Raw genomic sequence first — 24,737 nt, forward strand, 5'->3', positions numbered from 1 at the left:
GGCTCCGCTCGTCCAGCGGGCAGGTGAGAGCAGCTTCAGCGTGGGGTGAGATCTGGATCACGTTGGCAAATCGTTTGGTGGAGCCGACGGGCTTTGTCGAGCTGGCCGGCAAGGCGGACCGTCAGATCGCCACCTTGCGCAGCCAGGGCACGCCGGGAGCGGCTTTCCGGCAAATAGGCATTCAGGACAATCAGGCACCAAATCGCCCCGAACACAGGATACAGTACGTCAAGGCGGACCGCAAACGCGTCATCCCCAGCCGCGAAGGCGCGCGAGAGCCGCTCGATCAATCGGCTCGCATCGGCCTCGGGCAGACCACTGCCGGGGTGAATCGCGGTGTCGGACACGAGCTTGACCGGGTCGTCCCAGCCGAAATACTCGAAGTCGATGAAGCGCAATTTGCCATCCTCGGTGCGCAGTGCGTTGTGGAGTCCGAAATCCGACGGGCTCAATGCGCGTTGGGCGGGTGCGAGGTCCGCTGCGGGATCGAGGCCCCGTTCCGCATAGCGTCGACGGAGTTGCCGGATCGCGATGGCAGCGGTGGGAACCAGGCTGCCGTCCATGAACGCGCGCAGGTCCGGATGATCATCCGAGGCCCGCCTCAGGTCGTCGAGGCGTAGCTCGTACTGGGCGATGGCCGCCTCGGGGGAGAAGATGCTGGCTGATGCGCTCCGCAGAGTCCGCGCGCCTTCAGCGTCGTGCAGCTTTTGCAGCTCGATCAGGAAATCGGCCAACTGGTCGGCGTCGTCAGGCTGCGGATGCAGGACCGCGGGTTCACCATCTAACCATTGATACAGCGCACAGACCGCGGCCGGATCTTTTGCGATCGGCCGCGGCGTCGCATTGATGCCGTGGCGCGAGAGAAACGAAAGTGCGTCATATTCCTGTCCGAGGCGATCACGTCCGTCGGACGGGTAGTGCTTGAGGGCGAGGGGCGGACCTTCCGCCATCTCCAGCCGGAACACCCGGTTGTTGCCGCCGGCCCGCGCCGGTTGCGCCGCCGCGACCCGCGCCCCGGAGAGGCGGCTGCCGATCGAGACCGCATCCTGTACGCTGAGGTCCGGCTGGCTCATGCTCCGAACACTCCGCGGAGGATATCGGCCCAGGTCGCGAGCGGCTCGCAATGCGCGGGATGCGGCGGCCGCGACTGCGTGAACAGGATCGATCGCGTCGCCTTCGGAAAATGCGGCTGCGCGAAGACATCGACGAGATCGTCAATGAAGATGTCGAGCTGCAGGCTCGCCAACCGCTCGACCTTGGCCGCCAGCGTATCCTCGAAATAGACATTGCCCGCCGAGATCGCCGCGTCGGCGGTGTCGATGAGGCCCGTGCTCTTCAGCCAGCCACGCGCAGCCTCGCGCAAGTCGACCCGATCGGGATCCTGATGACCGAACTGCGTCTTGTGGCTGACGATATGGACGCTCGCGCCGGCCTTGCGGCCCGCCGCAAGGAATTCGCGGACTCCCGGGTAGATCTCGGCACCGCCGATTCCCTTGCCGTAGACGAAGCCCTGCAGGCCCTGCCAGGCCAACTCGCCGCCGGCGCGGGATCGCAAGAAGTCCCGCACGTCGGTCTTCAGCCCGTCCCAGCCCTCCGGCACCAACCCGCGCTGGCGCGCGGCGGCGGCAAAGACCTTGTCGTAGCAGATGATCGTGTTGTCGAAATCGATCCCGATCCGCACGCCGCTCACTTCAGGCTGATGTTCTGCATCATCTTGATGTTGAAATACCTGGGATCGTTGAGTGAGTTCGGCAGGCGGCCCGCCTTGAAGGCGTCGACGAGGCCCGACACCGCCTGCTCGATCGTGTGCGTCGGCGCAAACCCGAGCTCGCGGCGGATCTTCTCCGACGACACGTGGTAGGAACGGAGATCGTCGGTCGGCTCGACGGCCACGTCGACGTTGTTGCCGACCACCGATTTGACGATGTCGGCGATCTTCATCAGCGAGTGGTTTTCGTAGCCGATGTTGTAGATCTTGCCGTCGATCTTCGCATCGTCCTGCTGCAGCAGGAACAGATAGGCCGCCGACATGTCCTGGATGTGCAGATTGGGCCGCTTCTGCGTTCCGCCGAACACGCGGATGCGGCCGGTGTTGACGGCGAGATTGGTCAGGATGTTGACGACGACGTCGAGCCGTTGCCGCGGAGCGTAGCCGCAGACGGTGGCGGGACGAACGGTGCAGGTGACGAAGCCGGACGCGGCCTCGTCGGCAAGATCGGTCTCGCACATCGCCTTGAACTTGGAGTAGTCGGTGAGCGGCTCGCAGGACAGCTCCTCGGTCACCTCGGCCTCGTCCTTGATGCCGTAGACGCTCGACGAGGAGGCATAGATGAAGCGCTTGATGCCGGCCTTCTTGGCGGCGCGCACCATCGGACGGAAGCAGTCGTAGTTGATGGATTTGCCGAGCCCCGGGTCCAGCTCGAACGAGGGATCGTTGGAGATGCAGGCGAGGTGGATCACCGCGTTGTTGCCGCGCAGGGCCTCGTTGATTGCGGCCTCGTCGCGGATGTCGCCCTTGATCAGGCGCAGGTTCGGATTGTCGCGAACGGCATTGAAGACGTCCTCGCCATACATGAACAAGTCGAGCACGGTGACCTTGTGGCCCGCGGCAAGCAATTGCGGAACCAGCACGCTGCCGACATAGCCGGCGCCACCGGTGACCATCACATTCCATTTCCGATCAATCACTGTCGTTCTCCGGATTCTTCGATCGCGCTATTTCAACAACGCGGTGACGAACTTGACCAGCGGCGCCTTCTCGACCGAGTTGCGGTGGCCGACGATGCCGACCTTGATCGCGCCCGCCGCATTGCCGATGAAGGCGACGTCCTCGATGTTGCCGCCGGCCGCCACCAGCGGCGCCGTGATCGTCAGGAAGGCATCGCCCGCACCGACGGTGTCGACGACGGTCTTTGTGAAAGCAGGGACGCGCGCAACGCCGGTCTTCGACGAGAAGGGGTAGCAGCCGAACGAGCCATGCGTGATGATCATGTTGTCGCAATCGATCTTGCGATGCAGGCCGCCCTCGATCACCGATGCGATGTCGCTGAACTTGTCCGTGGCGGCCAGGCGCGCTTCCGGTGCGTCGATGCAGATGTAGTCGGCCCGCGGATACTTCGTGATCAGGTTGTAGCCGTGGTTGCCGCTGTTGCTCTGAGCGTTGACGGCCAGGAACTTGGAATTCGCGATCAAGGCGTCGATCGTGCTGGATGCGATCATGCCGTGACCGAAATCGGTGACGATGACGACGTCGGCCCCGCGGACGCGCTCGGCGGTGACGCGGTCGATCTCCGTGCGCGCGGCCTCGTCGAGCGGCGTGTCGTCCATCGTGTAGACTTCGAACAGCTTGTGCAGATAGCCCATCTCGACGTACCGCAGCTTGCGGGTGGTCGGACGGCCCTGAATGCGGATCGGCGTGAGCTTTACGTTCGGGCGGACATGCGCCCGAATGAACTCTTCGGGGTAGTCGTTGCCACCCAGCGTCGTGACGATCTCGACCGACTTGCAGAAGCTCGCGACGTGATTGGCCGCGGCAATGACGCCGCCGGCAAACTGCTCGCCGTTCTTGAGCAGGGTCGCGACGATGTTCTCCTTGGAGGCCTTTCCGAGCGCCGTGACGTACTGGTATTCGTCGATGATGGTGTCGCCGACCAGCACGACGTGCATGTCCTGGATCTTGTCGATCAGCTTCAGCAGGCGTTCGGCGCCGCCGCCATCGCGCACCTTCTGGAGGTAGTCGCGCAGCGGAGGATCGTAGATGTCGAAATAGCGGTTCAGCAGCGAGGACGAAGAGAACGTCACGTCGCGCGTGAAGACGATTCGCCCGCCGTGACGCTCGACCGCCTCGCGCTCCACCGCGATCTTGCCGGTCACGTCATCCTCGGGATTCTCGTAGTCCGAGCCCTTCACGTAGATGTCGGGGCGCACGGTATCGAGGACCGGCTCGGCGCTGGAGGTCTGATTGATGCCGACCCAGTCGACCGTGCCGAGCGCGGCCAGCATCTCGGCGCGCATGTTCTCCGGAAAGATCGGTCGTCCCGGGCCCTTGTTGACGTAACGGTCGGCGGTGATGGTCACCACGACCACGTCGGCCTCGTTGCGGGCTGCCAGGATGTGCCGGACGTGACCGAGATGCACCAGATCGAACACGCCGTGGCAGAGCGCGACGGTCAGGCCCTTAGCCTGCGCGGCGCGCGCAATCTCGCCGAGCTGCTCGATCGTCTTGATCTTCTCGTGCGGTGCCGGATGGCCGTTCGGCCTGTCTGTCGCAGCATTACCCATGTGAATGACCCAAGGCGCCGGCCGGTTTCAGTTGGCCGGTCCGGACATGATCGGCTGGCGGCAAAATATGCGGGTGAACGGATCTGCTCAACGGCTTGCCTTCTGCGGGGTGGCCTCGTCGTCACCGAGATATTTGAACCAGTCCTTGGTGGCGTCGGCGATCTTGTCCACCGTCCAGAGCGGAGCGTCCTTGTACTGGTCCATCGACTTCAACATCGTCGCGACGCCGTCCTCGAACTTCACCTTCGGCGCCCATTTCAGGACCCGCTTGATCTTGCTGATATCGGCGTAGGTGCAGTCGGGCTCGCCCGGGCGCTTGGGGATATGGACCTTGTCGCCGCCGAGGAGCTCGACCAGGCGGTTGACGCTGTAGGTGTTGTCCGAGCCGACATTGAATATCTCGTGCGAGACGTCGGAGCGCGCGGCGGTCACGAAGGCATCGGCGACGTCGCTGACGAAGGTGAAGTCGCGCGTCTGCTCGCCGTCGCCGACCACCGTGAAGGGCTTGCCCGCGAGCTTCTGGGCCATGAACACGCCGAACACGGCACCGTAGGTGCCGGTGGTGCGATGGCGCGGTCCGAACACGTTGAACAGGCGCAGCGCCACGGCGGGCAGCTTGTAGACCTGGCACCAGTGCATGACGCATTGCTCGCCGAGATTCTTGGTGAGCGCGTAGGGATACATCGGACGGATCTCGGCGTTCTCCGGCGTGGGATAGACATCCGGAATGCCGTAGCAGGAGGAGGAGGCCGCATAGATGAAGCGGCTGGCGCCCGCGTGCCGTGCCGCTTCGAGAACGTTGACCGTCCCATCGACATTGGCGCGATGATAGGGGATCGGCGATTCGATCGAGGGTACGATGTCCGCCAGCGCGGCGAGATGGAAGACCCAATCCACCCCGTGGAAATACGGCTTGATCGCGTCGAGATCGGTGACGTCCGCCCGCACGACCTTCAACTGGCTCGAACCGGCGCGCGCGGCGAGGTTTTCGGCGCGTCCGATCACGAAATTATCGAGCGCAGTAACCTCGTGGCCGTCATCGAGCAGGCGATCGACGAGGTGACTTCCAATGAACCCGGCGCCGCCAGTAACAATGCATTTCATGGGGAACATCCGTGACGCGAATGCCCAGCGAAATAGGCTCGCCAATGTTGAGTGAAACCCGAAAAGCCGACTATCAGCCGCCCGCAAACTTTGCAAGTATTATACCTTTGCAATCCTCGGTAATAGCCGGTATCACCCGGTGATGTTGCAATCGAGCCGTCAGCCCATGCCTGCCGAATCCGTCGATCCCGATCACAAGGCTTTCCTCGACGATTACGTGGGGCGCCTGCATCGCGCGACGGCGGTCGACGACGGTATTTTTGCGAGGATCTCCGCGACGCGCGCGTCCTGGTTGCGCACGCGCGAGCAGGGCGGTCGTGTCATCTTCATCGGCAACGGCGGGTCGGCCGGCATCGCTTCGCATCTGGCGATCGATCTGGCGAAGAATGCGTCGGTGCCCGCTCTCTGCTTCAGCGATGCGAGCATGATGTCGTGCCTTGCCAACGATTACGGGTTCGAGGACTGGATCGCGCACGCCGTGCGGCTGAACGCGCGCGCCGGCGATTGCCTCGTTGCGATCAGCTCGTCGGGGCGTTCGAAGAACATCCTCAACGCGGTCGCGCAGGCGCGCAAGATGAAGCTCGACGTGATCACGTTGTCGGGCATGAACGCGGACAATCCGCTGCGCAATCTCGGTGACGTCAATTTCTGGGTCGACAGCCGCAGCTACAACATTGTCGAGACCACGCACCAGTTCTGGATGATGGCCGCAATCGACCTCATCATCGGTCGCGCGGAATATCCGGCGTCCTGAGGCTGGCATCCGATGCAGTCGCGATTCAAGAATGCGGCCCTGTTTTCGGTGAAGCTGCTGCTGTCGATCGCCGTGCTGGTCTACATCGCGCGTGGTCTCGACCTGCGCCAACTGCGCGACCATCTCGTCTCGGTCGATCCGGTCCTGTTCGCCGTCGCGCTTGCGCTGATCTTCTTGCAGACCTTCGTGCTCAACGGCCGGTGGGAGCTGATCATGCGCGCGCTCGGCGTGTCGCTGGATTGGCTCGCCGGCTGGCGGATCCTCATGATCAGCCTGTGGTTCAATCAGGTGTTGCCGTCATCGGTCGGCGGTGACGCGGTGCGGATCTGGCTGCTGCGCCAGCGCGGCGTGCAGTGGCCGGAGGCGGTCAAGGGCGTTGCAGCCGACCGCTTCACGGCATTGATCGGACTGATCGTGCTGATGGTGGCCGGATTGCCGCTTCTGCTGTCACGCGTGTCGAATCACGCTGCGATCCTGGCCATCGGCGGACTGACGGTGGCTGGCGTCGGCGGCACCCTGGTCCTGTTGACGCTCGACCGTCTGCCAAAGCGCTTCATCGCGCTTCCCGCGATCGCGAGCTTCGTCCGGTTCGGAACGCTGGTCAGGTATTTGCTCCTGCAGTCCCAGCGCCGTGCCCTGCTGCTCGGATCGGCGCTCCTCATCCATCTCGTCACCGCCGCGGCCTGCTACGCCTTGGCGCGCGGTGTCGGAGCGCAGCTCTCTGTCCTCGACGCCGGCATTCTGATTCCGCCGGTGGTGCTGTTGACGGCGGTCCCCATCTCGATCAGCGGCTGGGGCGTTCGCGAAGGAGCGATGGTCGCCTGCCTGGGCCTGGCGGGTGTGCCATCCGAGGAGGCGCTGTCGGTATCGCTCCTGCTCGGCGCCATCAGCGTGATCATCGGGCTCGTCGGTGGCGTCATCTGGCTGGCAAGTCCGGAGCGCGGCTCGTATTCGGCCGACAAGGCGGCGAAGGCGGCGGAGGACGCGCCCAGCTACGGGCTGGGCAACGAGGCCTCGAGCCACCCATGACCCGCTTGAGCCCGTCGCCGATCTGGTCTTCACAGGGTGGGATTATCTCACTCGCGCGCGTATCTCATTCTTCGGTTGCACGATGAAAAACCTGTTCTACGTCCGCAATACCTGCCGCCTCTGTCATTCCGACAAGCAAGAGCTGGTCGTCCCGATGGCGGGCATGCCGATCGGCACGCCGAACTTCCAGGTGCCGAACGCCAGCGTCGACGATCCCGTCTTCCGCGCTGCTGTACCAATGGCGCTGCATCTGTGCCGGGATTGCGGCCATCTCCAGATTCTCCATGTCGGTAATCCCGAGATCCAGTACCGCAATTACGTCTACACCACCTCGCTCTCGCTCGGTCTGCGCGAGCACTTCGCGGGCTATGCCAACGACGTCGTCAGCCGCTTCGGTATTGCGCCGGGCTTGCTGGTGGTCGAGCTCGGCAGCAATGACGGATCGTTGCTCGGCTACTTCAAGGAACGCGGCATGCGGGTGCTGGGTGTCGATCCCGCCGTCGACATCGCGCGGCGCGCCACGGAGGCGGGCATCGAAACCATCGGTGATTTCTTCACCGATGCCATCGGTCGCCGCATCCTGCAAAGCCATGGCGCGGCGAGCGTCGTGATCGCCAACAACATGATCGCTAATGTCGACAATCTGGATCCGCTGGTGATCGGGGTTCGCGACGTGCTCGCGCCGGACGGATTGTTCGTGTTCGAAACGCAATACGGCGTCGACGTCACCGAGAAGAACCTGCTCGATACCGTCTATCACGAGCATCTGTCGTATTTTAACATCAAGCCGCTGATCCGGTTCTTCGCCCGGCTGGGCATGGAGCTGATCGACGTCCAGCACATCTGGACCAAGGGCGGGTCGATCCGCGTGACCGTGCAGCGCGCCGGCGGCGCCAAGAAACCGTCGACCGAGGTTGCGCGTTTCGTTGCCGAGGAAGAGCGGCTCGGTGTCGATCAGCCGGCCTATTATGTGCCGTACGTGAAGAGGATCGCCGCCATCCGTGACGAATTGGTCGCGATGGCCGATGCGGCCCATGCGCGCGGTCAGCTGGTCGCCGGCTATGGCGTCTCGGTGGGCACCACGACGCTGCTGCCGCAGTTCGGCCTGGAGAACAAGATCGACTTCCTGGTGGACGACGACCCCAACAAGGGGAAGGTGATGGCCGGTCCCGGCTATGACATCCCGATCCTGCCGCCTGCCGCCCTCTACGAGCGCAAGCCGGCTTTCGTCGTGGTCTTCGCCTGGCGCTATGTCGATCCGATCCGGGCCAAGCACGCCCGCTATTTCGCCGAAGGCGGGAAGTTCGTGGTGCCGCTACCGGGGATTTCCATGGTCGACCGGGCCGACTGACGGTACCGGACTCCCGATAGCGCTCCTGGGATGGCCGCGTTCCGGGCGATCGACAAGTCCTTGATCCGCATGGCTTCCGCACGGGCGTCCGGGGAAGGGCGGCATGCCGGCGCGACCTCTCTATACCTTGACCTTTGGTCCCATCCGCAGTAGATAGCCCGCACTCGCAGCCGGCCCGTTAGACGCGGATCTCCGGCGCGGCCTTGAAATCCCCGAACAATCGAGCCCGGTTTCCGGCTCATCCTTCGAGACAGAGGGCTGGGCCAACGGCGGCTGTTCGGATCCCTGAAATTCATTTGCGTCTGTCGACGGACGCTGGACCTCAAGCGATGGCAGTCAGCCCGTTCAAGTTCTTGCAGGAAGTGCGCTCGGAGACTGCCAAGGTCACCTGGCCGACCCGCCGTGAGACAACGATCACCACCATCATGGTGTTCGTGATGGTCGCGGTGGCCTCGATCTTCTTCTTCGCCGCCGATCAGATCATCCGCTACCTCATCACCTTCCTCCTGGGCATTCACTGATGGCAACAGCAACCGCTCAAGTGTCCGACAAGCGCTGGTACATCGTCCACGCCTATTCGAACTTCGAGAAGAAGGTCGCCGAATCGATCCGCGAGCAGGCCAAGCAGCGCGGCCTCGAGGAGCTGTTCGAGCTGGTGCTGGTTCCGACCGAGAAGGTCACGGAAGTGCGCCGCGGCCGCAAGATCGACGCCGAGCGCAAGTTCTTCCCGGGCTACGTGCTGGTGAAGATGAAGCTGACCGACGAGGCGTTCCATCTGATCAAGAACACGCCGAAGGTCACGGGCTTCCTCGGCGCGGAAAACAAGCCGATGCCGATCTCGGAAGCCGAGGCCATGCGCATCCTGCACCAGGTGCAGGAGGGCGTGGAACGACCGAAGGCGTCGGTGTCGTTCGAGATCGGCGAGAACGTGCGCGTGGCCGATGGCCCGTTCGCCTCGTTCTCGGGTGTGGTCGAGGAAATCGACGAGGCGCGCTCGCGCGTGAAGGTCGCCGTGTCGATCTTCGGTCGCGCGACGCCGGTCGAGCTGGAATTCGGTCAGGTCGAGAAGGTCTGATCGGATGCTGTCATTGCCGGGTCAAGCCCGGGCATGACGAGAGTGGAGGCGGCGACGTCTCTGAAGAGGCCGTGGGAGGACGAGGGCGGTTGCCAGCCGCGCCTTGATCCCGACCACGAACCTGAAACCGCCGGCGACATGCCGGCACAACAGGAGTGATACATGGCAAAGAAAGTGACCGGATACCTGAAGCTTCAGGTCCCGGCCGGTGCGGCGAATCCCTCGCCCCCGATCGGTCCCGCGCTCGGTCAGCGCGGTCTCAACATCATGGAGTTCTGCAAGGCGTTCAACGCCCAGACCCAGAAGGAAGAGAAGAACACCCCGATCCCGGTGATCATCACCATCTATGCGGACCGTTCCTTCACCTTCGAGATGAAGACGCCGCCGATGTCCTACTTCCTCAAGCAGGCCGCCAAGATCCAGTCCGGCTCCAAGGCGCCGGGCCGTGACAAGGCCGGCAAGGTGACCAAGGCGCAGGTGCGCGAGATCGCCGAGAAGAAGATGAAGGACTTGAATTGCGACACCATCGAATCGGCCATGAAGATGGTCGAGGGCTCGGCCCGTTCGATGGGTCTGGAAGTTGCGGGGTAAGCGGCCATGGCAATCGGAAAGCGTTTGAACAAAGCCCGCGAAGGCATTGACCGCGAAAAGCTTTACCCGCTCGCGGACGCCATCAAGATGGTCAAGGAACGCGCGAAAGCGAAGTTCGACGAGACCATCGAGGTCGCGATCAATCTCGGCGTCGATCCGCGTCATGCCGACCAGATGGTCCGCGGCGTCGTGACCCTGCCGAACGGCACCGGCCGTACGCTGCGCGTCGGCGTGTTCGCCCGCGGCGCCAAGGCCGATGAGGCCAAGGCCGCCGGTGCCGACGTCGTCGGCGCCGAGGACCTGGTCGAGAAGGTGCAGAACGGCACGATCGATTTCGACCGCTGCATCGCCACCCCCGACATGATGCCGCTGGTCGGCCGCCTCGGTAAGGTGCTGGGTCCGCGCGGCCTGATGCCGAACCCGAAGATCGGCACCGTGACCATGGACGTCACCGGTGCGGTGAAGGGCGCCAAGGGCGGCTCGGTCGAGTTCCGCGTCGAGAAGGCCGGCATCCTGCAGGCCGGCGTCGGCAAGGCCTCGTTCTCCGAGGAGAAGCTGGTCGAGAACATCAAGGCGCTCGCTGATGCGGTCGCCAAGGCGAAGCCGGCCGGTTCCAAGGGCACCTACATCCAGCGCGTTGCGGTGTCCTCGACGATGGGCCCGGGCGTGAAGGTCGAGCCGGGCACCATTCTCGGCTAAGTCTGGAAATTGCATGAGGCGAGGGGCGGGATCGGGCGACCGATTCCGCCCCTCGTCGTTTGTGGTGGCGCTGACTGGAAACAATAACAATGGCTGACAAGGTCCTGATCTACTCGCGCTTTCCCAAGTCGATGATGGCGCGCTTCGCCGAGCGGTTCGAGCTGCTCGACACCGGCGGCAAGCCCGCGCGGGAGGTGTTTCCGGCGGAGGAGCTTAGCGGCATCCGCGCACTGCTGACTGCTGGCGGCTCGCCACTCGGTGCGGAGGCGATGGACCTGTTTCCGAAGCTCGGCGCCATCGTCTGCTACGGCACCGGCTATGATGGCGTCGACATAAAAGCGGCAGCCAGCCGCAATATCGCGGTCGGCCACAGTCCGGGGGCGAATGCGGCCTCGGTCGCCGATATCGCGATGACCCTGATGCTGGCGACGACTCGGCGGATCCTCGTAGCGGACCAGTATGTCCGCAGCGGCGATTGGGCGGCGTCAAAACAGTCGCCGATGATGCGGCCGCAGGCCGGCATGCCCGGCCGCCGCATCGGCATCTACGGCATGGGTGAGATCGGCCGCAAGATCGCGGCGCGCTGCGCCGCCTTCGAGAGCGAGGTCGGCTATTTCAGCCGCACCAAATACGATCTGCCCTATCAATATTTCTCGTCGCTGGAGGCGCTCGCCGACTGGTGCAGCGTGCTGATGATCGCAGTGCGGGCAGGGCCCGAGACCCAGCACGTCGTCAACGCCGATATCCTGGGGCGCCTCGGCCCTGACGGATATGTCGTCAACATCTCGCGCGGCTCCGTCATCGATGAGAAGGCGCTGGTCGCGGCGCTCACCGACAAGACCATCGCGGGGGCGGGCCTCGACGTCTTCGAGAAGGAACCGCACGCGCCTGACGCCCTGACCGAGCTCCCCAACGTGGTGTTAGCCCCGCATATCGGCGGCCACACCCTGGATTCGCACGTCGCCATGCAGAACTGCGTGCTGGCCAACCTGACCGCGTTCTTCGAGGGCAAACCGCTGCCGTATCGGGTCAAATCGGCCTGAATCGGCCCTTGTTGGGCCATCTCAAGCCCCAAGCGCCAATCCATTGGAACTGGTGCGAATTTTGCTCTTGGCAAGCAGGCTCCGAGCGGTTAAAGAACCGCCTCCGGACGTGCCGGCCTCGGCTGGCGCGTTCGTGCACGCATTCCGAAAACCCGACACGACAGGAGATCATTCCTTTTCAGGACGTCCGCGAGGATTTGCCCGAAAAGGAAGGAAGATCCGTCGTTTGGCAGGGATGCGGGCAGAGGTCGGGCGGTTCGCCGGCTGACCTCGTCCTGTCCAAGACTGCAGGCGCTGGCGAAGAATTTCGATTCCTCAACGGCTTAATCGCATGGCCTGCACAGACGGGTGAAGACCGGATTTCACTTCGCATCCAGCTTTAAGGGCTGACTTTGCGAAACGGGTCTGGTTCGGACCTCGACACGCCGTGGGCCCTTGGGCTCCCGGAGGGCAGGCTTTGAATTGTCGTCTTGCCCGGCGTGTCCGATGGGTCTTTTGACCCGGAGGTTCAGGTTTGGCGGGACGATGGGTGCAACCCGGCGGTCCCGCTTCTCGCGATGACCGCCAACCGGAGAGAGCTTGCTGTGGAACGAGCGGCAAAAAAAGAAGCGGTCGAACAGCTCAATGAGGTCTTCAAGACCACGAGCGTCGCGATCGTTGCTCAATATTCCGGCCTCACCGTCGCCCAGATGCAGAAGCTGCGCCAGCAGATGAAGCAGGCGGGTGCCGCGGTGAAGGTCTCGAAGAACCGTCTCGCCAAAATTGCTCTTGAAGGCACTGACGTCGTTGCCATCGGCCCCATGCTGAAGGGGCCGACCGTGATCGCCACTTCGAACGATCCGGTAGCGGCGCCAAAGGTCGCCATCGAATTCGCCAAGGCGAACGAAAAGTTCGTCATCGTCGGCGGCTCGATGGGGAAGACCGTCCTGAATGTCGACGGCGTGAAGGCGCTTGCCTCGCTGCCGTCGCTTGACGAACTGCGCGGCAAGATCGTCGGCCTCATCGTGGCCCCGGCGACCAAGCTGGCCCAGCTCGCCAACGCGCCCGCGGGCAAGCTCGCGCGCGTCATCCAGGCTCATGCCTCAAAGGGCGAAGCGGCCTGACGCCCTTCGCAAATACTCAAACCCGAACCAGACTGACACTTAAGGAACTGAACAATGGCTGACTTGCAGAAGATCGTTGACGACCTCTCGAGCCTCACCGTGCTCGAAGCTGCCGAACTCGCGAAGCTCCTCGAAGAGAAGTGGGGTGTTTCGGCTGCCGCGGCTGTCGCCGTGGCCGGCCCGGCTGCCGGTGGCGCCGCTGCCGCTCCGGCCGAAGAGAAGACCGAGTTCACGGTCGTTCTCGCCAGCGCCGGCGACAAGAAGATCGAGGTCATCAAGGAAGTCCGCGCCATCACCGGTCTCGGCCTGAAGGAAGCAAAGGACCTCGTCGAGGGTGCTCCGAAGCCGCTGAAGGAAGGCGTGAACAAGGACGAAGCCGACAAGATCAAGGCTCAGCTCGAGAAGGCTGGTGCCAAGGTCGAGCTGAAGTAACGCAAGTTACTTCAGCGAAATCCCGGGCTCGCGAAGCGAGACCCGGGATCTCGTCCCCAAATTCGTGGATGGCCGGGTCAAGCCCGGCCATGACGGATTGAAAGGCCGAGACCGAATGCAAAAGGCGTGCGACGGAACGATCCGACGCAGGCTGAACACGAAAAAGTGTGGGGATTTGAGGGTTTGACCCTCGAATCTGAACTATTGTCGCCCCATATCGGGTCGGCAGCACGAAAGCGCGGTGGGCAGGGATGCCGGATTTCCCTGTAAGCCGTTGGGAGAGCAGGCTATTTCGGGCTTTTGCAGTCCGTGAAGATGATGGTTGTGACGGGCGGGCGCGCATCTGCGCCCCGCGCGTCGTTTTGCGTTTTGAAGGTCTGAAGAACAGATTCAGGACATCGGCACCTGAAACTGCGTCTCCGGCCCCCAAGACGGGTTCGAAAATTCAACCCGGAAAGCGGTGGCAGCCGCGGTCCGGACGGTTCGCCCAGGGCGGGCGACGAAAATGAGAGGCCACGATGGCGCAGCAGACATTCACCGGTCGCAAACGCGTTCGCAAGTTCTTCGGACACATCAAGGAAGTCGCCGAGATGCCGAACCTCATCGAGGTTCAGAAGGCGTCCTATGACCAGTTCCTGATGGTGGACGAACCCCAGGGCGGACGTCTCGACGAGGGTCTGCAGGCGGTGTTCCGCTCGGTGTTTCCGATCTCCGACTTCTCGGGCACCTCGATGCTGGAATTCGTCCGCTATGAGTTCGAGCAGCCGAAATACGACGTCGACGAGTGCCGCCAGCGCGGCATGACCTTCGCGGCGCCCCTCAAGGTGACGCTGCGCCTCATCGTGTTCGATATCGACGAGGAAACCGGCGCGAAGTCGGTGAAGGACATCAAGGAGCAGGACGTCTACATGGGCGACATTCCGCTCATGACGATGAACGGCACCTTCATCGTCAACGGCACCGAGCGCGTCATCGTCTCGCAGATGCACCGTTCGCCCGGCGTGTTCTTCGACCACGACAAGGGCAAGACCCATTCCTCGGGCAAGCTGCTGTTCGCCGCCCGCGTCATCCCGTATCGCGGCTCCTGGCTCGACATCGAGTTCGACGCCAAGGACATCGTCTATGCGCGTATCGACCGTCGCCGCAAGATTCCGGTGACGTCGCTGATGTTCGCCCTCGGCCTCGACGGCGAGGCGATCCTGTCGACGTTCTACAAGAAGATCCTCTACAAGCGGACCAAGGAAGGCTGGCGCGTTCCGTTCGACGCCAACCGCTTCCGCGGCTACTCCACGGTCAACGACCTGATCGATGCCGACACCGGCAAGGTCGTGCTCGAGGCCGGCAAGAAGCTCACCGTCCGCGCCGCCCGCCAGCTCCAGGAGAAGGGGCTGAAGGCGCTGCGCATGGCCGACGAGGAACTGGTCGGCAACTACGTCGCCGAGGATCTCGTCAATCCGAAGACCGGTGAGATCCACGCCGAGGCCGGCGAGGAGATCACCGACAAGCTGATGAAGGCGCTCAACGAGCAGGGCTACAAGGAGCTGCCGCTGCTCGACATCGACCACGTCAATGTCGGTCCCTACATCCGCAACACGCTCTCGGCCGACAAGAACATGACGCGCGAGGACGCGCTGTTCGACATCTATCGCGTGATGCGTCCGGGCGAGCCGCCGACGCTCGAATCGGCGCAGGCCATGTTCCAGTCGCTGTTCTTCGACGCCGAGCGCTATGACCTCTCCGCGGTCGGCCGCGTCAAGATGAACATGCGCCTCGACCTCGATGCGCCCGATACCCAGCGCACGCTGCGCAAGGAGGACATCCTCTCCGTCATCAAGACGCTGGTGGATCTGCGCGACGGCAAGGGCGAGATCGACGACATCGACCATCTCGGCAATCGCCGTGTGCGGTCGGTCGGCGAGCTCATGGAGAACCAGTACCGCATCGGCCTGTTGCGCATGGAGCGCGCGATCAAGGAGCGCATGTCCTCGGTCGACATCGACACGGTCATGCCGCAGGACCTGATCAACGCCAAGCCGGCGGCCGCCGCGGTTCGCGAGTTCTTCGGCTCCTCGCAGCTCTCGCAGTTCATGGACCAGACCAACCCGCTCAGCGAGATCACCCACAAGCGCCGCCTCTCGGCGCTCGGACCGGGCGGTCTGACCCGCGAGCGCGCCGGCTTCGAGGTGCGCGACGTGCATCCGACGCATTACGGCCGGATCTGCCCGATCGAGACGCCGGAAGGTCCGAACATCGGCCTGATCAACTCGCTCGCGACCTTCGCGCGCGTGAACAAGTACGGCTTCGTCGAGACGCCGTACCGCAAGGTCAAGGACGGCCGCGTCACCGACGAGGTCGTGTACCTGTCGGCGATGGAGGAAGGGCGCTATTCTGTGGCCCAGGCCAACGTGCCGGTCGACGCCAAGGGCCGCTTCACCGAAGACCTCGTGGTCTGCCGTTCGAGCGGCACCCGCGACGTCGTTCCGATGACGCCCGACAAGGTCGACTACATGGACGTGTCGCCGAAGCAGCTCGTTTCGGTCGCCGCGGCGCTGATCCCGTTCCTCGAGAACGACGACGCCAATCGCGCGCTGATGGGCTCGAACATGCAGCGCCAGGCGGTGCCGCTGGTTCGCGCCGAGGCGCCGTTCGTCGGTACCGGCATGGAGGGCGTGGTTGCCCGTGACTCGGGCGCTGCGATCGCGGCGCGCCGTTCGGGCGTGATCGACCAGATCGACGCGACCCGCGTCGTCATCCGCGCCACGGAAGATCTCGATCCGACCAAGTCGGGCGTCGATATCTACCGCCTCATGAAGTACCAGCGCTCCAACCAGTCGACCTGCATCAACCAGCGTCCGCTGGTGAAGGTCGGCGACATCGTCAAGAAGGGCGACATCATCGCCGACGGTCCCTCGACCGATCTCGGCGAACTCGCGCTCGGCCGCAACGTGCTGGTCGCGTTCATGCCGTGGAACGGCTACAACTTCGAAGACTCGATCCTTCTCTCCGAGCGGATCGTGAAGGAGGACGTCTTCACCTCGATCCACATCGAGGAGTTCGAGGTGATGGCCCGCGACACCAAGCTCGGGCCTGAGGAAATCACCCGCGACATTCCGAACGTCTCGGAAGAAGCGCTGAAGAACCTCGACGAAGCCGGTATCGTCTACATCGGCGCGGAAGTGCGCGCCGGCGACATCCTGGTCGGCAAGATCACGCCGAAGGGCGAAAGCCCGATGACGCCGGAAGAGAAGCTGCTGCGCGCCATCTTCGGCGAGAAGGCCTCCGACGTCCGCGACACCTCGCTGCGCGTTCCTCCGGGCGTGCAGGGCACCATCGTCGAAGTACGCGTGTTCAACCGCCACGGCGTCGACAAGGACGAGCGTGCGCTGGCGATCGAGCGGGAGGAGATCGAGCGCCTCGCCAAGGACCGCGACGACGAGCAGGCGATCCTGGACCGCAACGTCTACAACCGTCTTGCCGAGCTGCTCGAGGGGCGGCAGGGCATTGCCGGTCCCAAGGGCTTCAAGAAGGACACCAAGATCACCCGTGCGGTGCTCGAGGAGTACCCGAAGTCGCAATGGTGGCTGTTCGCTTCGCCGAACGACAAGCTGATGGCCGAGATCGAGGCCATGCGGAAGCAGTACGACGAGTCGAAGAAGGGGCTGGAACAGCGCTTCCTCGACAAGGTCGAGAAGCTTCAGCGCGGTGACGAATTGCCGCCCGGCGTGATGAAGATGGTCAAGGTCTTCGTCGCGGTGAAGCGCAAGATCCAGCCCGGCGACAAGATGGCCGGCCGCCACGGCAACAAGGGCGTGGTGTCGAAGATTGTGCCGATCGAGGACATGCCGTTCCTCGAAGACGGCACGCATGCCGACATCGTGCTCAATCCGCTCGGCGTGCCTTCGCGCATGAACGTCGGACAGATCCTCGAGACCCATCTCGGCTGGGCCTGCGCCGGCCTCGGCAAGCGTATCGGCCAGACCGTCGATGCGTACCTGTCGAAGCAGGACATCAAGCCGCTGAAGGAGACCTTGAAGAAGGTCTACGGCGAGGACGAGACGATCAAGTCGCTCAACGACAACGAGCTGCTCGAGCTCGGCCATAACCTCAGCCGCGGCGTGCCGATCGCTACCCCGGTGTTCGACGGCGCCAAGGAAGCCGACATCGAGGAGATGCTGAAGCTGGCCGGTCTCGATGCTTCGGGTCAGTCGACCGTCTATGACGGCCGCACCGGCGATCCGTTCGATCGCAAGGTGACGGTGGGCTACATCTACATGCTCAAGCTGCACCATCTCGTCGACGACAAGATCCATGCGCGTTCGATCGGTCCGTACTCGCTCGTCACCCAGCAGCCGCTGGGCGGCAAGGCGCAGTTCGGCGGCCAACGTTTCGGCGAAATGGAGGTGTGGGCGCTCGAGGCTTATGGCGCGGCGTACACGCTCCAGGAGATGCTGACGGTGAAGTCGGACGACGTCGCCGGCCGCACCAAGGTGTACGAGGCGATCGTGCGCGGAGACGACACGTTCGAGGCCGGTATTCCGGAATCGTTCAACGTGCTGGTCAAGGAAATGCGCTCGCTCGGCCTCAACGTCGACCTGCACAATTCCAAGATGGGACCGGCGCCGACGTCGGAAGCGGCCGAGTAATTCGACCTTTCATGCCCGGCCTTCGCGGCCGGGCATCGGCGCCCCGCCCGAGGCCTTGAGGGCAGGCGCCATGCAGAAGTGATTTTCGAATTTGCGGCCGGAGGCGACCGGCACGCGAGGAGAAGACGATGAACCAAGAAATTATGAATCTCTTCAACCCGACGACGCCGGCTCAGGTCTTCGACCAGATCCGGATCTCGATCGCGTCTCCAGAGAAGATTCTGTCCTGGTCCTACGGCGAGATCAAGAAGCCGGAGACCATCAACTATCGTACCTTCAAGCCCGAGCGCGACGGCCTGTTCTGCGCCCGCATCTTCGGGCCGATCAAGGACTACGAGTGCTTGTGCGGCAAGTACAAGCGCATGAAGTACAAGGGCATCATCTGCGAGAAGTGCTCGGTCGAGGTCACGCTGTCGCGCGTCCGGCGCGAGCGCATGGGCCATATCGAGCTCGCAGCTCCCGTCGCGCACATCTGGTTCCTGAAGTCGCTGCCCTCGCGCATCGGCCTCCTGCTCGACATGACGCTGAAGGATCTCGAGCGGATCCTCTACTTCGAATATTACGTCGTGCTCGAGCCGGGCCTCACCGCGCTGAAGGACCGTCAGCTGCTGTCGGAAGACGAGTATCTGAAGGCGCAGGACGAGTACGGCCAGGACAGCTTCACCGCCATGATCGGCGCCGAGGCGATCCGCGAGCTGCTCAAGGGCATGGACCTCGAGAAGCTCGAGGCCAGCTTACGTGCCGAGATGCAGGAGACCGACTCCGACATCAAGCACAAGAAGCTCGCCAAGCGTCTGAAGATCGTGGAAGCGTTCCGCCATTCCGGCAACAAGCCGGAATGGATGATCATGACCGTGATCCCGGTGATCCCGCCGGACCTGCGTCCGCTGGTGCCGCTCGACGGCGGCCGTTTCGCGACCTCCGATCTCAACGACCTCTATCGCCGCGTCATCAACCGCAACAACCGCTTGAAGCGGCTGATGGAGCTGCGTGCGCCCGACATCATCATCCGCAACGAGAAGCGCATGCTTCAGGAAGCGGTCGATGCGCTGTTCGACAACGGCCGCCGCGGCCGCGTCATCACCGGCGCTAACAAGCGCCCGCTGAAGTCGCTTGCCGACATGCTCAAGGGCAAGCAGGGCCGCTTCCGCCAGAACCTGCTCGGCAAGCGCGTCGACTATTCGGGCCGTTCGGTGATCGTGGTCGGTCCCGAGCTGCGCCTGCATCAGTGCGGTCTGCCGAAGAAGATGGCGCTCGAGCTGTTCAAGCCGTTCATCTATTCGCGGCTCGACGCCAAGGGCCTGTCCACCACCGTGAAGCAGGCCAAGAAGCTGGTCGAGAAGGAACGGCCCGAGGTCTGGGACATCCTGGACGAGGTGATCCGCGAGCATCCGGTGCTGCTCAACCGCGCACCGACGCTGCATCGCCTCGGCATTCAGGCGTTCGAGCCCGTGCTGATCGAGGGCAAGGCGATCCAGCTTCACCCGCTGGTCTGCTCGGCGTTCAACGCCGACTTCGACGGCGACCAGATGGCCGTGCACGTTCCGCTGTCGCTCGAAGCGCAGCTGGAAGCGCGCGTCCTGATGATGTCGACCAACAACATCCTGCATCCGGCGAACGGCCAGCCCATCATCGTGCCGTCGCAGGACATCGTGCTCGGCCTGTACTACGTCTCGATCATGCGCGAAGGCCTGCCCGGCGAGGGCAAGGTGTTCGGCGATATGGCCGAGCTCGAGCACGCGCTGCACGCGAAGGTCATCCACCTCCACACCAAGATCAAGTACCGGTGGGAAGGCATGGACGAGACCGGCAAGGTCTCCAAGCGCTGGATCGAGACCACAGCCGGCCGCGTCATGCTCGGCAATCTGCTGCCGAAGAACCCGCGCATCTCCTACGAGATCATCAACAAGCTGATGACCAAGCGCGAGATCTCCGGCGTCATCGACCAGGTCTACCGCCACTGCGGCCAGAAGGAGACGGTGATCTTCTGCGACCGCATCATGGCGCTCGGCTTCTACAACGCGTTCAAGGCCGGCATCTCGTTCGGCAAGGACGACATGGTCGTGCCGCACGGCAAGTGGAAGATCGTCGACACCACCCGTACGCTGGCGAAGGATTTCGAGCAGCAGTACAACGACGGTCTGATCACCCACGGCGAGAAGTACAACAAGGTGGTCGACGCCTGGTCGAAGGCCACGGAAGAAATCGCCAAAGCGATGATGAAGGAGATCTCCGCCACCAAGAAGACGGCAAGCGGGGCCGATGCCGACATCAATTCGATCTACATGATGGCTCACTCGGGTGCCCGCGGCTCGCCGGCCCAGATGCGCCAGCTCGCCGGCATGCGCGGCCTGATGGCCAAGCCGTCGGGCGAGATCATCGAGACGCCGATCATCTCGAACTTCAAGGAAGGCCTCTCGGTGCTCGAGTACTTCAACTCGACCCACGGCGCCCGCAAGGGCCTCGCGGACACCGCGTTGAAGACCGCGAACTCCGGCTACCTGACCCGCCGTCTCGTCGACGTGGCGCAGGACTGCATCATCACGCAGAGCGACTGCGGCACCAAGCTCGGCATCAAGATGCGCGCCATCGTCGATGCCGGCACCGTGGTCGCCTCGCTCGGCTCGCGCATCCTGGGCCGTACGGCCTGCGAGGACATTCGCGACAGCTCTGGCAAGGTGATCATCAAGCGCGATACGCTGATGGAGGAGAGTCATCTGGAAGCCATCCAGCAGGGTGGCGTCCAGGAGGTGAAGATCCGCTCGGCGCTGACCTGCGAGCTCGTCAACGGCATCTGCGGCAAGTGCTACGGCCGCGACCTCGCCCGCGGCACGCCGGTCAACCACGGCGAAGCGGTCGGCGTCATCGCGGCGCAATCGATCGGCGAGCCGGGCACCCAGCTCACCATGCGCACCTTCCACATCGGCGGTGCGGCGCAGCTCAACGAGCAGTCCTTCGTCGAAGCCAACTTCGACGGCAAGATCGTGATCAGGAACAAGGCCATCGCCCGCAACAGCGAAGGTCATCTGATCGCGATGGTGCGCAACATGGTCGTCGCGATCGTCGATGCCGACGGCACCGAGCGTGCGACGCACCGTATCCAGTACGGTTCGCGCCTGCACGTCGACGAGGGCGACATGGTCAAGCGCGGCCAGCGCATCGTCGAGTGGGATCCCTACACCCGTCCGTTGCTCACCGAGGTCGAAGGAACCATCGGCTTCGAGGATCTGGTCGAGGGGCAGTCGATCTCGGAAACGCTCGACGAGGCCACCGGTATTGCCAAGCGCGTGGTCATCGACTGGCGCTCGACGCGCGGCGGCTCGGACCTGCGTCCGGCCATCGTGGTCAAGGGCAAGGACGGCAAGGTGCTCAAGCTCGCCCGTGGCGGCGATGCCCGCTACATGCTGTCGGTCGACGCCATTCTCTCGGTCGATATCGGAGCCAAGGTCCAGCCGGGCGACATCCTCGCCCGTGTCTCGACCGAAAGCGCCAAGACGCGTGACATCACCGGCGGTCTGCCGCGGGTGGCGGAACTGTTCGAGGCTCGGCGCCCGAAGGATGCGGCGATCATCGCCGAAATCGCGGGCACCATCCGGTTCGGGCGCGACTACAAGAACAAGCGTCGCATCTCGATCGAGCCGATGGACAAGACCGACGAGCCGCGCGAGTACCTGATCCCGAAGGGCAAGCACATCCACCTTCAGGACGGCGACGTCGTCGAAAAGGGCGACTTCATCGTGGAAGGCAACCCGGCGCCGCACGACATCCTTGCGGTCAAGGGCATCGAGGAACTCGCGGCCTATCTGGTCAACGAGATCCAGGAGGTCTACCGGCTGCAGGGCGTGCTCATCAACGACAAGCACATCGAGGTGATTGTCCGTCAGATGCTCCAGAAGGTGGAGATCACCGACCAGGGCGACACGGACATGATCTCCGGCGAGCAGGTCGACAAGATCGAGTTCGACGCGCTGAACGTGAAGGCCAAGGAAGAGGGCAAGAAGCCCGCCACGGGAACGCCGGTTCTGCTCGGCATCACCAAGGCGAGCCTCCAGACCCGCTCCTTCTTCTCGGCGGCATCGTTCCAGGAGACCACCCGCGTCCTCACCGAGGCGGCGGTCAACGGCAAGATCGATCCGCTCGAAGGCCTCAAGGAGAACGTCATCGTCGGCCGGTTGATCCCGGCGGGCACCGGCGCCTCCATGGCCAAGATCCGCGAAGTCGCCATGAAGCGCGACAAGCTGATCCTCGACGAGCGCGAGAAGCAGGCCGCCGTCGTGTCGCCCGCGCCGGAGGCCGAGCTTCCAGCGCTGCCGCCTGCGGAATGATCGTTCATCCGTAGGAATACCGAGGACAATGAAAAGGCCGGCTTTCGCCGGCCTTTTTGCTGCTTTGTTTGCTTGCTGCGATGCGGGATCGACCTTTGTTCATCTTTCCTTCAGACGCAAAAGGGCTTGTGCTAAGGCGCCTTAGACCGGTGGTCCCGCGATGGGGGCAAGGCCGGAAGACCACGGAACTCTCATGCTTGATCTCGCAATCGTAGGCGGCGGCCCCGGGGGGCTGATGAGCGCCTGGTACCTCAAGCGCAAGCTCGGCGACCTCTGCCGCGTCACCATCTACGAGGCCTCCGACAGGCTCGGCGGCAAGATCGTCACGCGCAAGTTCGATTCGGCGCCCGCTATCTACGAGGCGGGCGTTGCCGAGATCTACGACTACTCGATGACGGGCCCGGATCCTCTGCGCGAGCTGATCCAGCATTTCGGCCTTCAGACCATTCCGATGGATGCCGAACAGGTGCAGCTCGGCGGTGAGCTGCTCAACGACGTTTCCGGCATGCGCCGCAAATACGGCGCCAAGACTGCCGCCGCGATCGAAGCCTTCCGCGAGCGCTGCGCCGAGGTGATGTCGCCGGTGCAATATTATGAGGGCGTCGGCGCGCACGACAACGAACATCCCTGGGCCTACAAGACCGCCGAGCAGGTGCTCGACGAGGAGGTCGAGGACGCCACCGCCAAGCGCTTCTTCAGGGTGATGGCGCGTTCCGACATCGCGACCGAGAGCCACAACACCAACGGGCTCAACGCGCTCAAGAACTATCTGATGGATGTCGACGGCTATATCGGCCTCTATTCCATCCAGAACGGCAACGAGCAGCTGATCGAATGCCTTCAGTCGGAGGTCAATGCCGACATCCAGCTCAATCACCGCGTGCTTACCGTCGGCAAGGCGCCGACCGGCCGGTACCAGCTCAAGATGATGAACGGCAAGGGGCCGGAGACCCGCGACTTCGATCTCGTGCTGGTCTGCCTGCCGCACTCCTGGCTCGCCACTCTCGGCTGGGAGGGCGAGCAGCTGCGCAGGTCGATGGTCAAGCACGTGGCCTATTTCGATCGGCCCGCGCACTATCTGCGCGTCTCGATCCTGTTCGACGAGCCGTTCTGGGGCGACAAGATTCCGGGCGCCTGGTTCATGTCGGAAGCCTTCGGCGGCTGCTGCGTCTACAACGAGGGCGCACGTCACGACGTCGGCAAGCATGGTGTTCTGAACTGGCTCATTCCCGGCTCCGACGCGCTGGCTTTCGCCAATCTGTCGGATCAGGAGCTGATCGAGGCCGCTCTGAAATCGCTGCCGGCTTCTCTCGGCGATGCGCGTCTGCACTTCATGGAAGGCAAGATCCACCGCTGGCTGTCGTCGGTGAACGCGCTGCCTGGTGGTTTGCCCGTGCGCGACGTCATGACCAATCACCGGCCCGAGCCGAAGGAGCATCCCGGCATCGTGGTGGTCGGCGACTATCTGTTCGATTCGACGCTGAACGGCCTGCTCGATTCCTCCGACGCGGCGACCGACATCATCCTGACCGAGATGATGCGCCTGCGCCGCCTACGCGCACAGGACGACAAGCCGCTCTCGGACAAGATCGATCGCGATTATTTCGAGAATTATCGCGGCCTCGGCCCCTATCACCAGGCGTGGCGGCACTTCACCGATCCCGACTACCTCACGAAGCTGATCGGCATGGTCTGGGGCAGGGCGGCGGGCGCCAAGCTGCTGGTCGCGGGCTCCGCCAGCGGCGAACTGGTCGGCGCGCTGCGTGATCGCGGCATCGATGCATGGGGAATCGAGAACAACCGCGCCATCCACGCCAGGACGCCGAAGGCGCTGAAGAAGTACAACAAGCTCGGATCGATCACCGACATGCCGTTCAAGGACGGCACGTTCGACTTCGTGTTCGAGACCAGCCTCTGCCACGTTTCCCCAAAGCAGGTGGTCCGCGCCATCCGCGAGCTCAACCGCGTGGTCAAGACCGGCCTCGTGTTCGGCTCCGTCACCTCGGACATGGCGCCGGCATTGATCGACCGCTACGACCTGCTGCGCGGGGTCAAGAAGCTCGGTACCTGGTGGGAATGGTCCGAGCTGTTCTTCGGCAACGGCTTCGACCTGTCGATGCATCGCAAGGATTGCACCGATGCGCTCTGGGAGGCGACGCTCGCCGCCAACAAGGGGCCGGGGCAGTGGTACGCCGACGCGGACAGCTTGCGCTATTCCTTCTTCGACAAGGTCGAGGACGAGGACTAGCCCTGGGGACGCCAATCGAATTCGCCATTTGTTTTGCCGAATTCATCCTGATCGCATAG

Annotated in this window: 18 protein-coding genes; 13 read left to right on the top strand and 5 right to left on the bottom strand. The window is 63.5% G+C overall.

The annotated features are described in order from the left end of the window. Window positions 1-35 precede the first annotated feature (35 nt). The 5 genes from AC24YW_RS16540 to AC24YW_RS16560 all read right to left on the bottom strand — a co-directional run bounded on the left by AC24YW_RS16540 (window position 36) and on the right by AC24YW_RS16560 (window position 5,385). The gene (locus AC24YW_RS16540; RefSeq protein ID WP_487483737.1) at window positions 36-1,073 is read right to left on the bottom strand and encodes a phosphotransferase; all 1,038 of its coding nucleotides are present in this window, start codon (window positions 1,071-1,073) and stop codon (window positions 36-38) included. Continuing rightward, window positions 1,070-1,681 carry an HAD family hydrolase gene (locus AC24YW_RS16545; RefSeq protein WP_487483738.1) on the bottom strand — a complete coding sequence of 204 codons (612 nt, stop codon included), beginning with the start codon at window positions 1,679-1,681 and terminating at the stop codon, window positions 1,070-1,072. The genes AC24YW_RS16540 and AC24YW_RS16545 overlap by 4 nt, the downstream gene beginning before the upstream one ends. A 5-nt stretch (window positions 1,682-1,686) precedes the next feature. Further along, complete coding sequence (locus tag AC24YW_RS16550) at window positions 1,687-2,688, bottom strand: NAD-dependent epimerase/dehydratase family protein (protein WP_487483739.1); 1,002 nt, start codon at window positions 2,686-2,688, stop codon at window positions 1,687-1,689. Window positions 2,689-2,715: 27 nt separating this feature from the next. Continuing rightward, window positions 2,716-4,281: a PfkB family carbohydrate kinase gene (locus AC24YW_RS16555; protein ID WP_487483740.1), complete on the bottom strand. Its 1,566-nt coding sequence runs from the start codon at window positions 4,279-4,281 to the stop codon at window positions 2,716-2,718. Window positions 4,282-4,368: 87 nt separating this feature from the next. Beyond that, the gene (locus AC24YW_RS16560) at window positions 4,369-5,385 is read right to left on the bottom strand and encodes an SDR family oxidoreductase (RefSeq protein ID WP_487483741.1); all 1,017 of its coding nucleotides are present in this window, start codon (window positions 5,383-5,385) and stop codon (window positions 4,369-4,371) included. A 166-nt stretch (window positions 5,386-5,551) separates the two neighbouring features. On the opposite strand from AC24YW_RS16560, the gene AC24YW_RS16565 reads away from it, so the two are divergent. From AC24YW_RS16565 to AC24YW_RS16625, 13 genes are all read left to right on the top strand, one after another. Further along, window positions 5,552-6,139, top strand: coding sequence for an SIS domain-containing protein (locus tag AC24YW_RS16565; RefSeq protein WP_275514129.1), 588 nt, complete (start codon window positions 5,552-5,554; stop codon window positions 6,137-6,139). A 12-nt stretch (window positions 6,140-6,151) separates the two neighbouring features. After that, a complete protein-coding gene (locus AC24YW_RS16570) occupies window positions 6,152-7,168 on the top strand; it encodes a lysylphosphatidylglycerol synthase transmembrane domain-containing protein (protein ID WP_487483742.1) in 1,017 nt (338 codons plus the stop codon). Window positions 7,169-7,250: 82 nt separating this feature from the next. Continuing rightward, window positions 7,251-8,519: a methyltransferase domain-containing protein gene (locus tag AC24YW_RS16575; RefSeq protein WP_487483743.1), complete on the top strand. Its 1,269-nt coding sequence runs from the start codon at window positions 7,251-7,253 to the stop codon at window positions 8,517-8,519. A 329-nt stretch (window positions 8,520-8,848) separates the two neighbouring features. Further along, a complete protein-coding gene (gene secE, locus AC24YW_RS16580) occupies window positions 8,849-9,040 on the top strand; it encodes a preprotein translocase subunit SecE (protein ID WP_007611620.1) in 192 nt (63 codons plus the stop codon). Next, the gene (nusG, locus tag AC24YW_RS16585) at window positions 9,040-9,594 is read left to right on the top strand and encodes a transcription termination/antitermination protein NusG (RefSeq protein ID WP_018647229.1); all 555 of its coding nucleotides are present in this window, start codon (window positions 9,040-9,042) and stop codon (window positions 9,592-9,594) included. The genes secE and nusG overlap by 1 nt, the downstream gene beginning before the upstream one ends. A 162-nt stretch (window positions 9,595-9,756) precedes the next feature. Then, entirely contained in the window at window positions 9,757-10,185 is a 429-nt protein-coding gene (rplK, locus tag AC24YW_RS16590) for a 50S ribosomal protein L11 (RefSeq protein WP_011088164.1), read from the top strand. Between the two features lie 6 nt (window positions 10,186-10,191). After that, on the top strand, window positions 10,192-10,884 hold the full coding sequence (gene rplA, locus AC24YW_RS16595) for a 50S ribosomal protein L1 (RefSeq protein WP_487483744.1): 693 nt from the start codon (window positions 10,192-10,194) through the stop codon (window positions 10,882-10,884). Window positions 10,885-10,973: 89 nt separating this feature from the next. Then, on the top strand, window positions 10,974-11,927 hold the full coding sequence (locus tag AC24YW_RS16600; protein ID WP_487483745.1) for a 2-hydroxyacid dehydrogenase: 954 nt from the start codon (window positions 10,974-10,976) through the stop codon (window positions 11,925-11,927). A gap of 584 nt (window positions 11,928-12,511) precedes the next feature. After that, window positions 12,512-13,030 (top strand): 50S ribosomal protein L10, encoded by a 519-nt coding sequence (gene rplJ, locus AC24YW_RS16605; RefSeq protein ID WP_036010998.1) that lies wholly within the window; start codon window positions 12,512-12,514, stop codon window positions 13,028-13,030. 54 nt (window positions 13,031-13,084) lie between these two features. Then, window positions 13,085-13,462, top strand: coding sequence for a 50S ribosomal protein L7/L12 (gene rplL, locus AC24YW_RS16610; protein ID WP_025037000.1), 378 nt, complete (start codon window positions 13,085-13,087; stop codon window positions 13,460-13,462). 518 nt (window positions 13,463-13,980) lie between these two features. Then, complete coding sequence (rpoB, locus tag AC24YW_RS16615; protein WP_124157675.1) at window positions 13,981-18,105, top strand: DNA-directed RNA polymerase subunit beta; 4,125 nt, start codon at window positions 13,981-13,983, stop codon at window positions 18,103-18,105. A gap of 128 nt (window positions 18,106-18,233) precedes the next feature. Further along, the gene (gene rpoC / locus AC24YW_RS16620; RefSeq protein WP_487483746.1) at window positions 18,234-22,430 is read left to right on the top strand and encodes a DNA-directed RNA polymerase subunit beta'; all 4,197 of its coding nucleotides are present in this window, start codon (window positions 18,234-18,236) and stop codon (window positions 22,428-22,430) included. 193 nt (window positions 22,431-22,623) lie between these two features. After that, window positions 22,624-24,678: an FAD-dependent oxidoreductase gene (locus tag AC24YW_RS16625; RefSeq protein ID WP_487483747.1), complete on the top strand. Its 2,055-nt coding sequence runs from the start codon at window positions 22,624-22,626 to the stop codon at window positions 24,676-24,678. Window positions 24,679-24,737 lie beyond the last annotated feature (59 nt).

This window comes from Bradyrhizobium sp. USDA3516 (assembly GCF_057651995.1).

Bases quoted from the DNA above. Each gene is read 5' to 3' on its own strand.
- AC24YW_RS16540 (WP_487483737.1), bottom strand. From the start codon at position 1,073: ATGAGCCAGCCGGACCTCAGCGTACAGGATGCGGTCTCGATCGGCAGC.
- AC24YW_RS16555 (WP_487483740.1), bottom strand. From the start codon at position 4,281: ATGGGTAATGCTGCGACAGACAGGCCGAACGGCCATCCGGCACCGCAC.
- AC24YW_RS16560 (WP_487483741.1), bottom strand. From the start codon at position 5,385: ATGAAATGCATTGTTACTGGCGGCGCCGGGTTCATTGGAAGTCACCTC.
- AC24YW_RS16565 (WP_275514129.1), top strand. From the start codon at position 5,552: ATGCCTGCCGAATCCGTCGATCCCGATCACAAGGCTTTCCTCGACGAT.
- AC24YW_RS16570 (WP_487483742.1), top strand. From the start codon at position 6,152: ATGCAGTCGCGATTCAAGAATGCGGCCCTGTTTTCGGTGAAGCTGCTG.
- AC24YW_RS16575 (WP_487483743.1), top strand. From the start codon at position 7,251: ATGAAAAACCTGTTCTACGTCCGCAATACCTGCCGCCTCTGTCATTCC.
- secE (WP_007611620.1), top strand. From the start codon at position 8,849: ATGGCAGTCAGCCCGTTCAAGTTCTTGCAGGAAGTGCGCTCGGAGACT.
- nusG (WP_018647229.1), top strand. From the start codon at position 9,040: ATGGCAACAGCAACCGCTCAAGTGTCCGACAAGCGCTGGTACATCGTC.
- rplK (WP_011088164.1), top strand. From the start codon at position 9,757: ATGGCAAAGAAAGTGACCGGATACCTGAAGCTTCAGGTCCCGGCCGGT.
- rplA (WP_487483744.1), top strand. From the start codon at position 10,192: ATGGCAATCGGAAAGCGTTTGAACAAAGCCCGCGAAGGCATTGACCGC.
- AC24YW_RS16600 (WP_487483745.1), top strand. From the start codon at position 10,974: ATGGCTGACAAGGTCCTGATCTACTCGCGCTTTCCCAAGTCGATGATG.
- rplL (WP_025037000.1), top strand. From the start codon at position 13,085: ATGGCTGACTTGCAGAAGATCGTTGACGACCTCTCGAGCCTCACCGTG.
- rpoB (WP_124157675.1), top strand. From the start codon at position 13,981: ATGGCGCAGCAGACATTCACCGGTCGCAAACGCGTTCGCAAGTTCTTC.
- rpoC (WP_487483746.1), top strand. From the start codon at position 18,234: ATGAACCAAGAAATTATGAATCTCTTCAACCCGACGACGCCGGCTCAG.
- AC24YW_RS16625 (WP_487483747.1), top strand. From the start codon at position 22,624: ATGCTTGATCTCGCAATCGTAGGCGGCGGCCCCGGGGGGCTGATGAGC.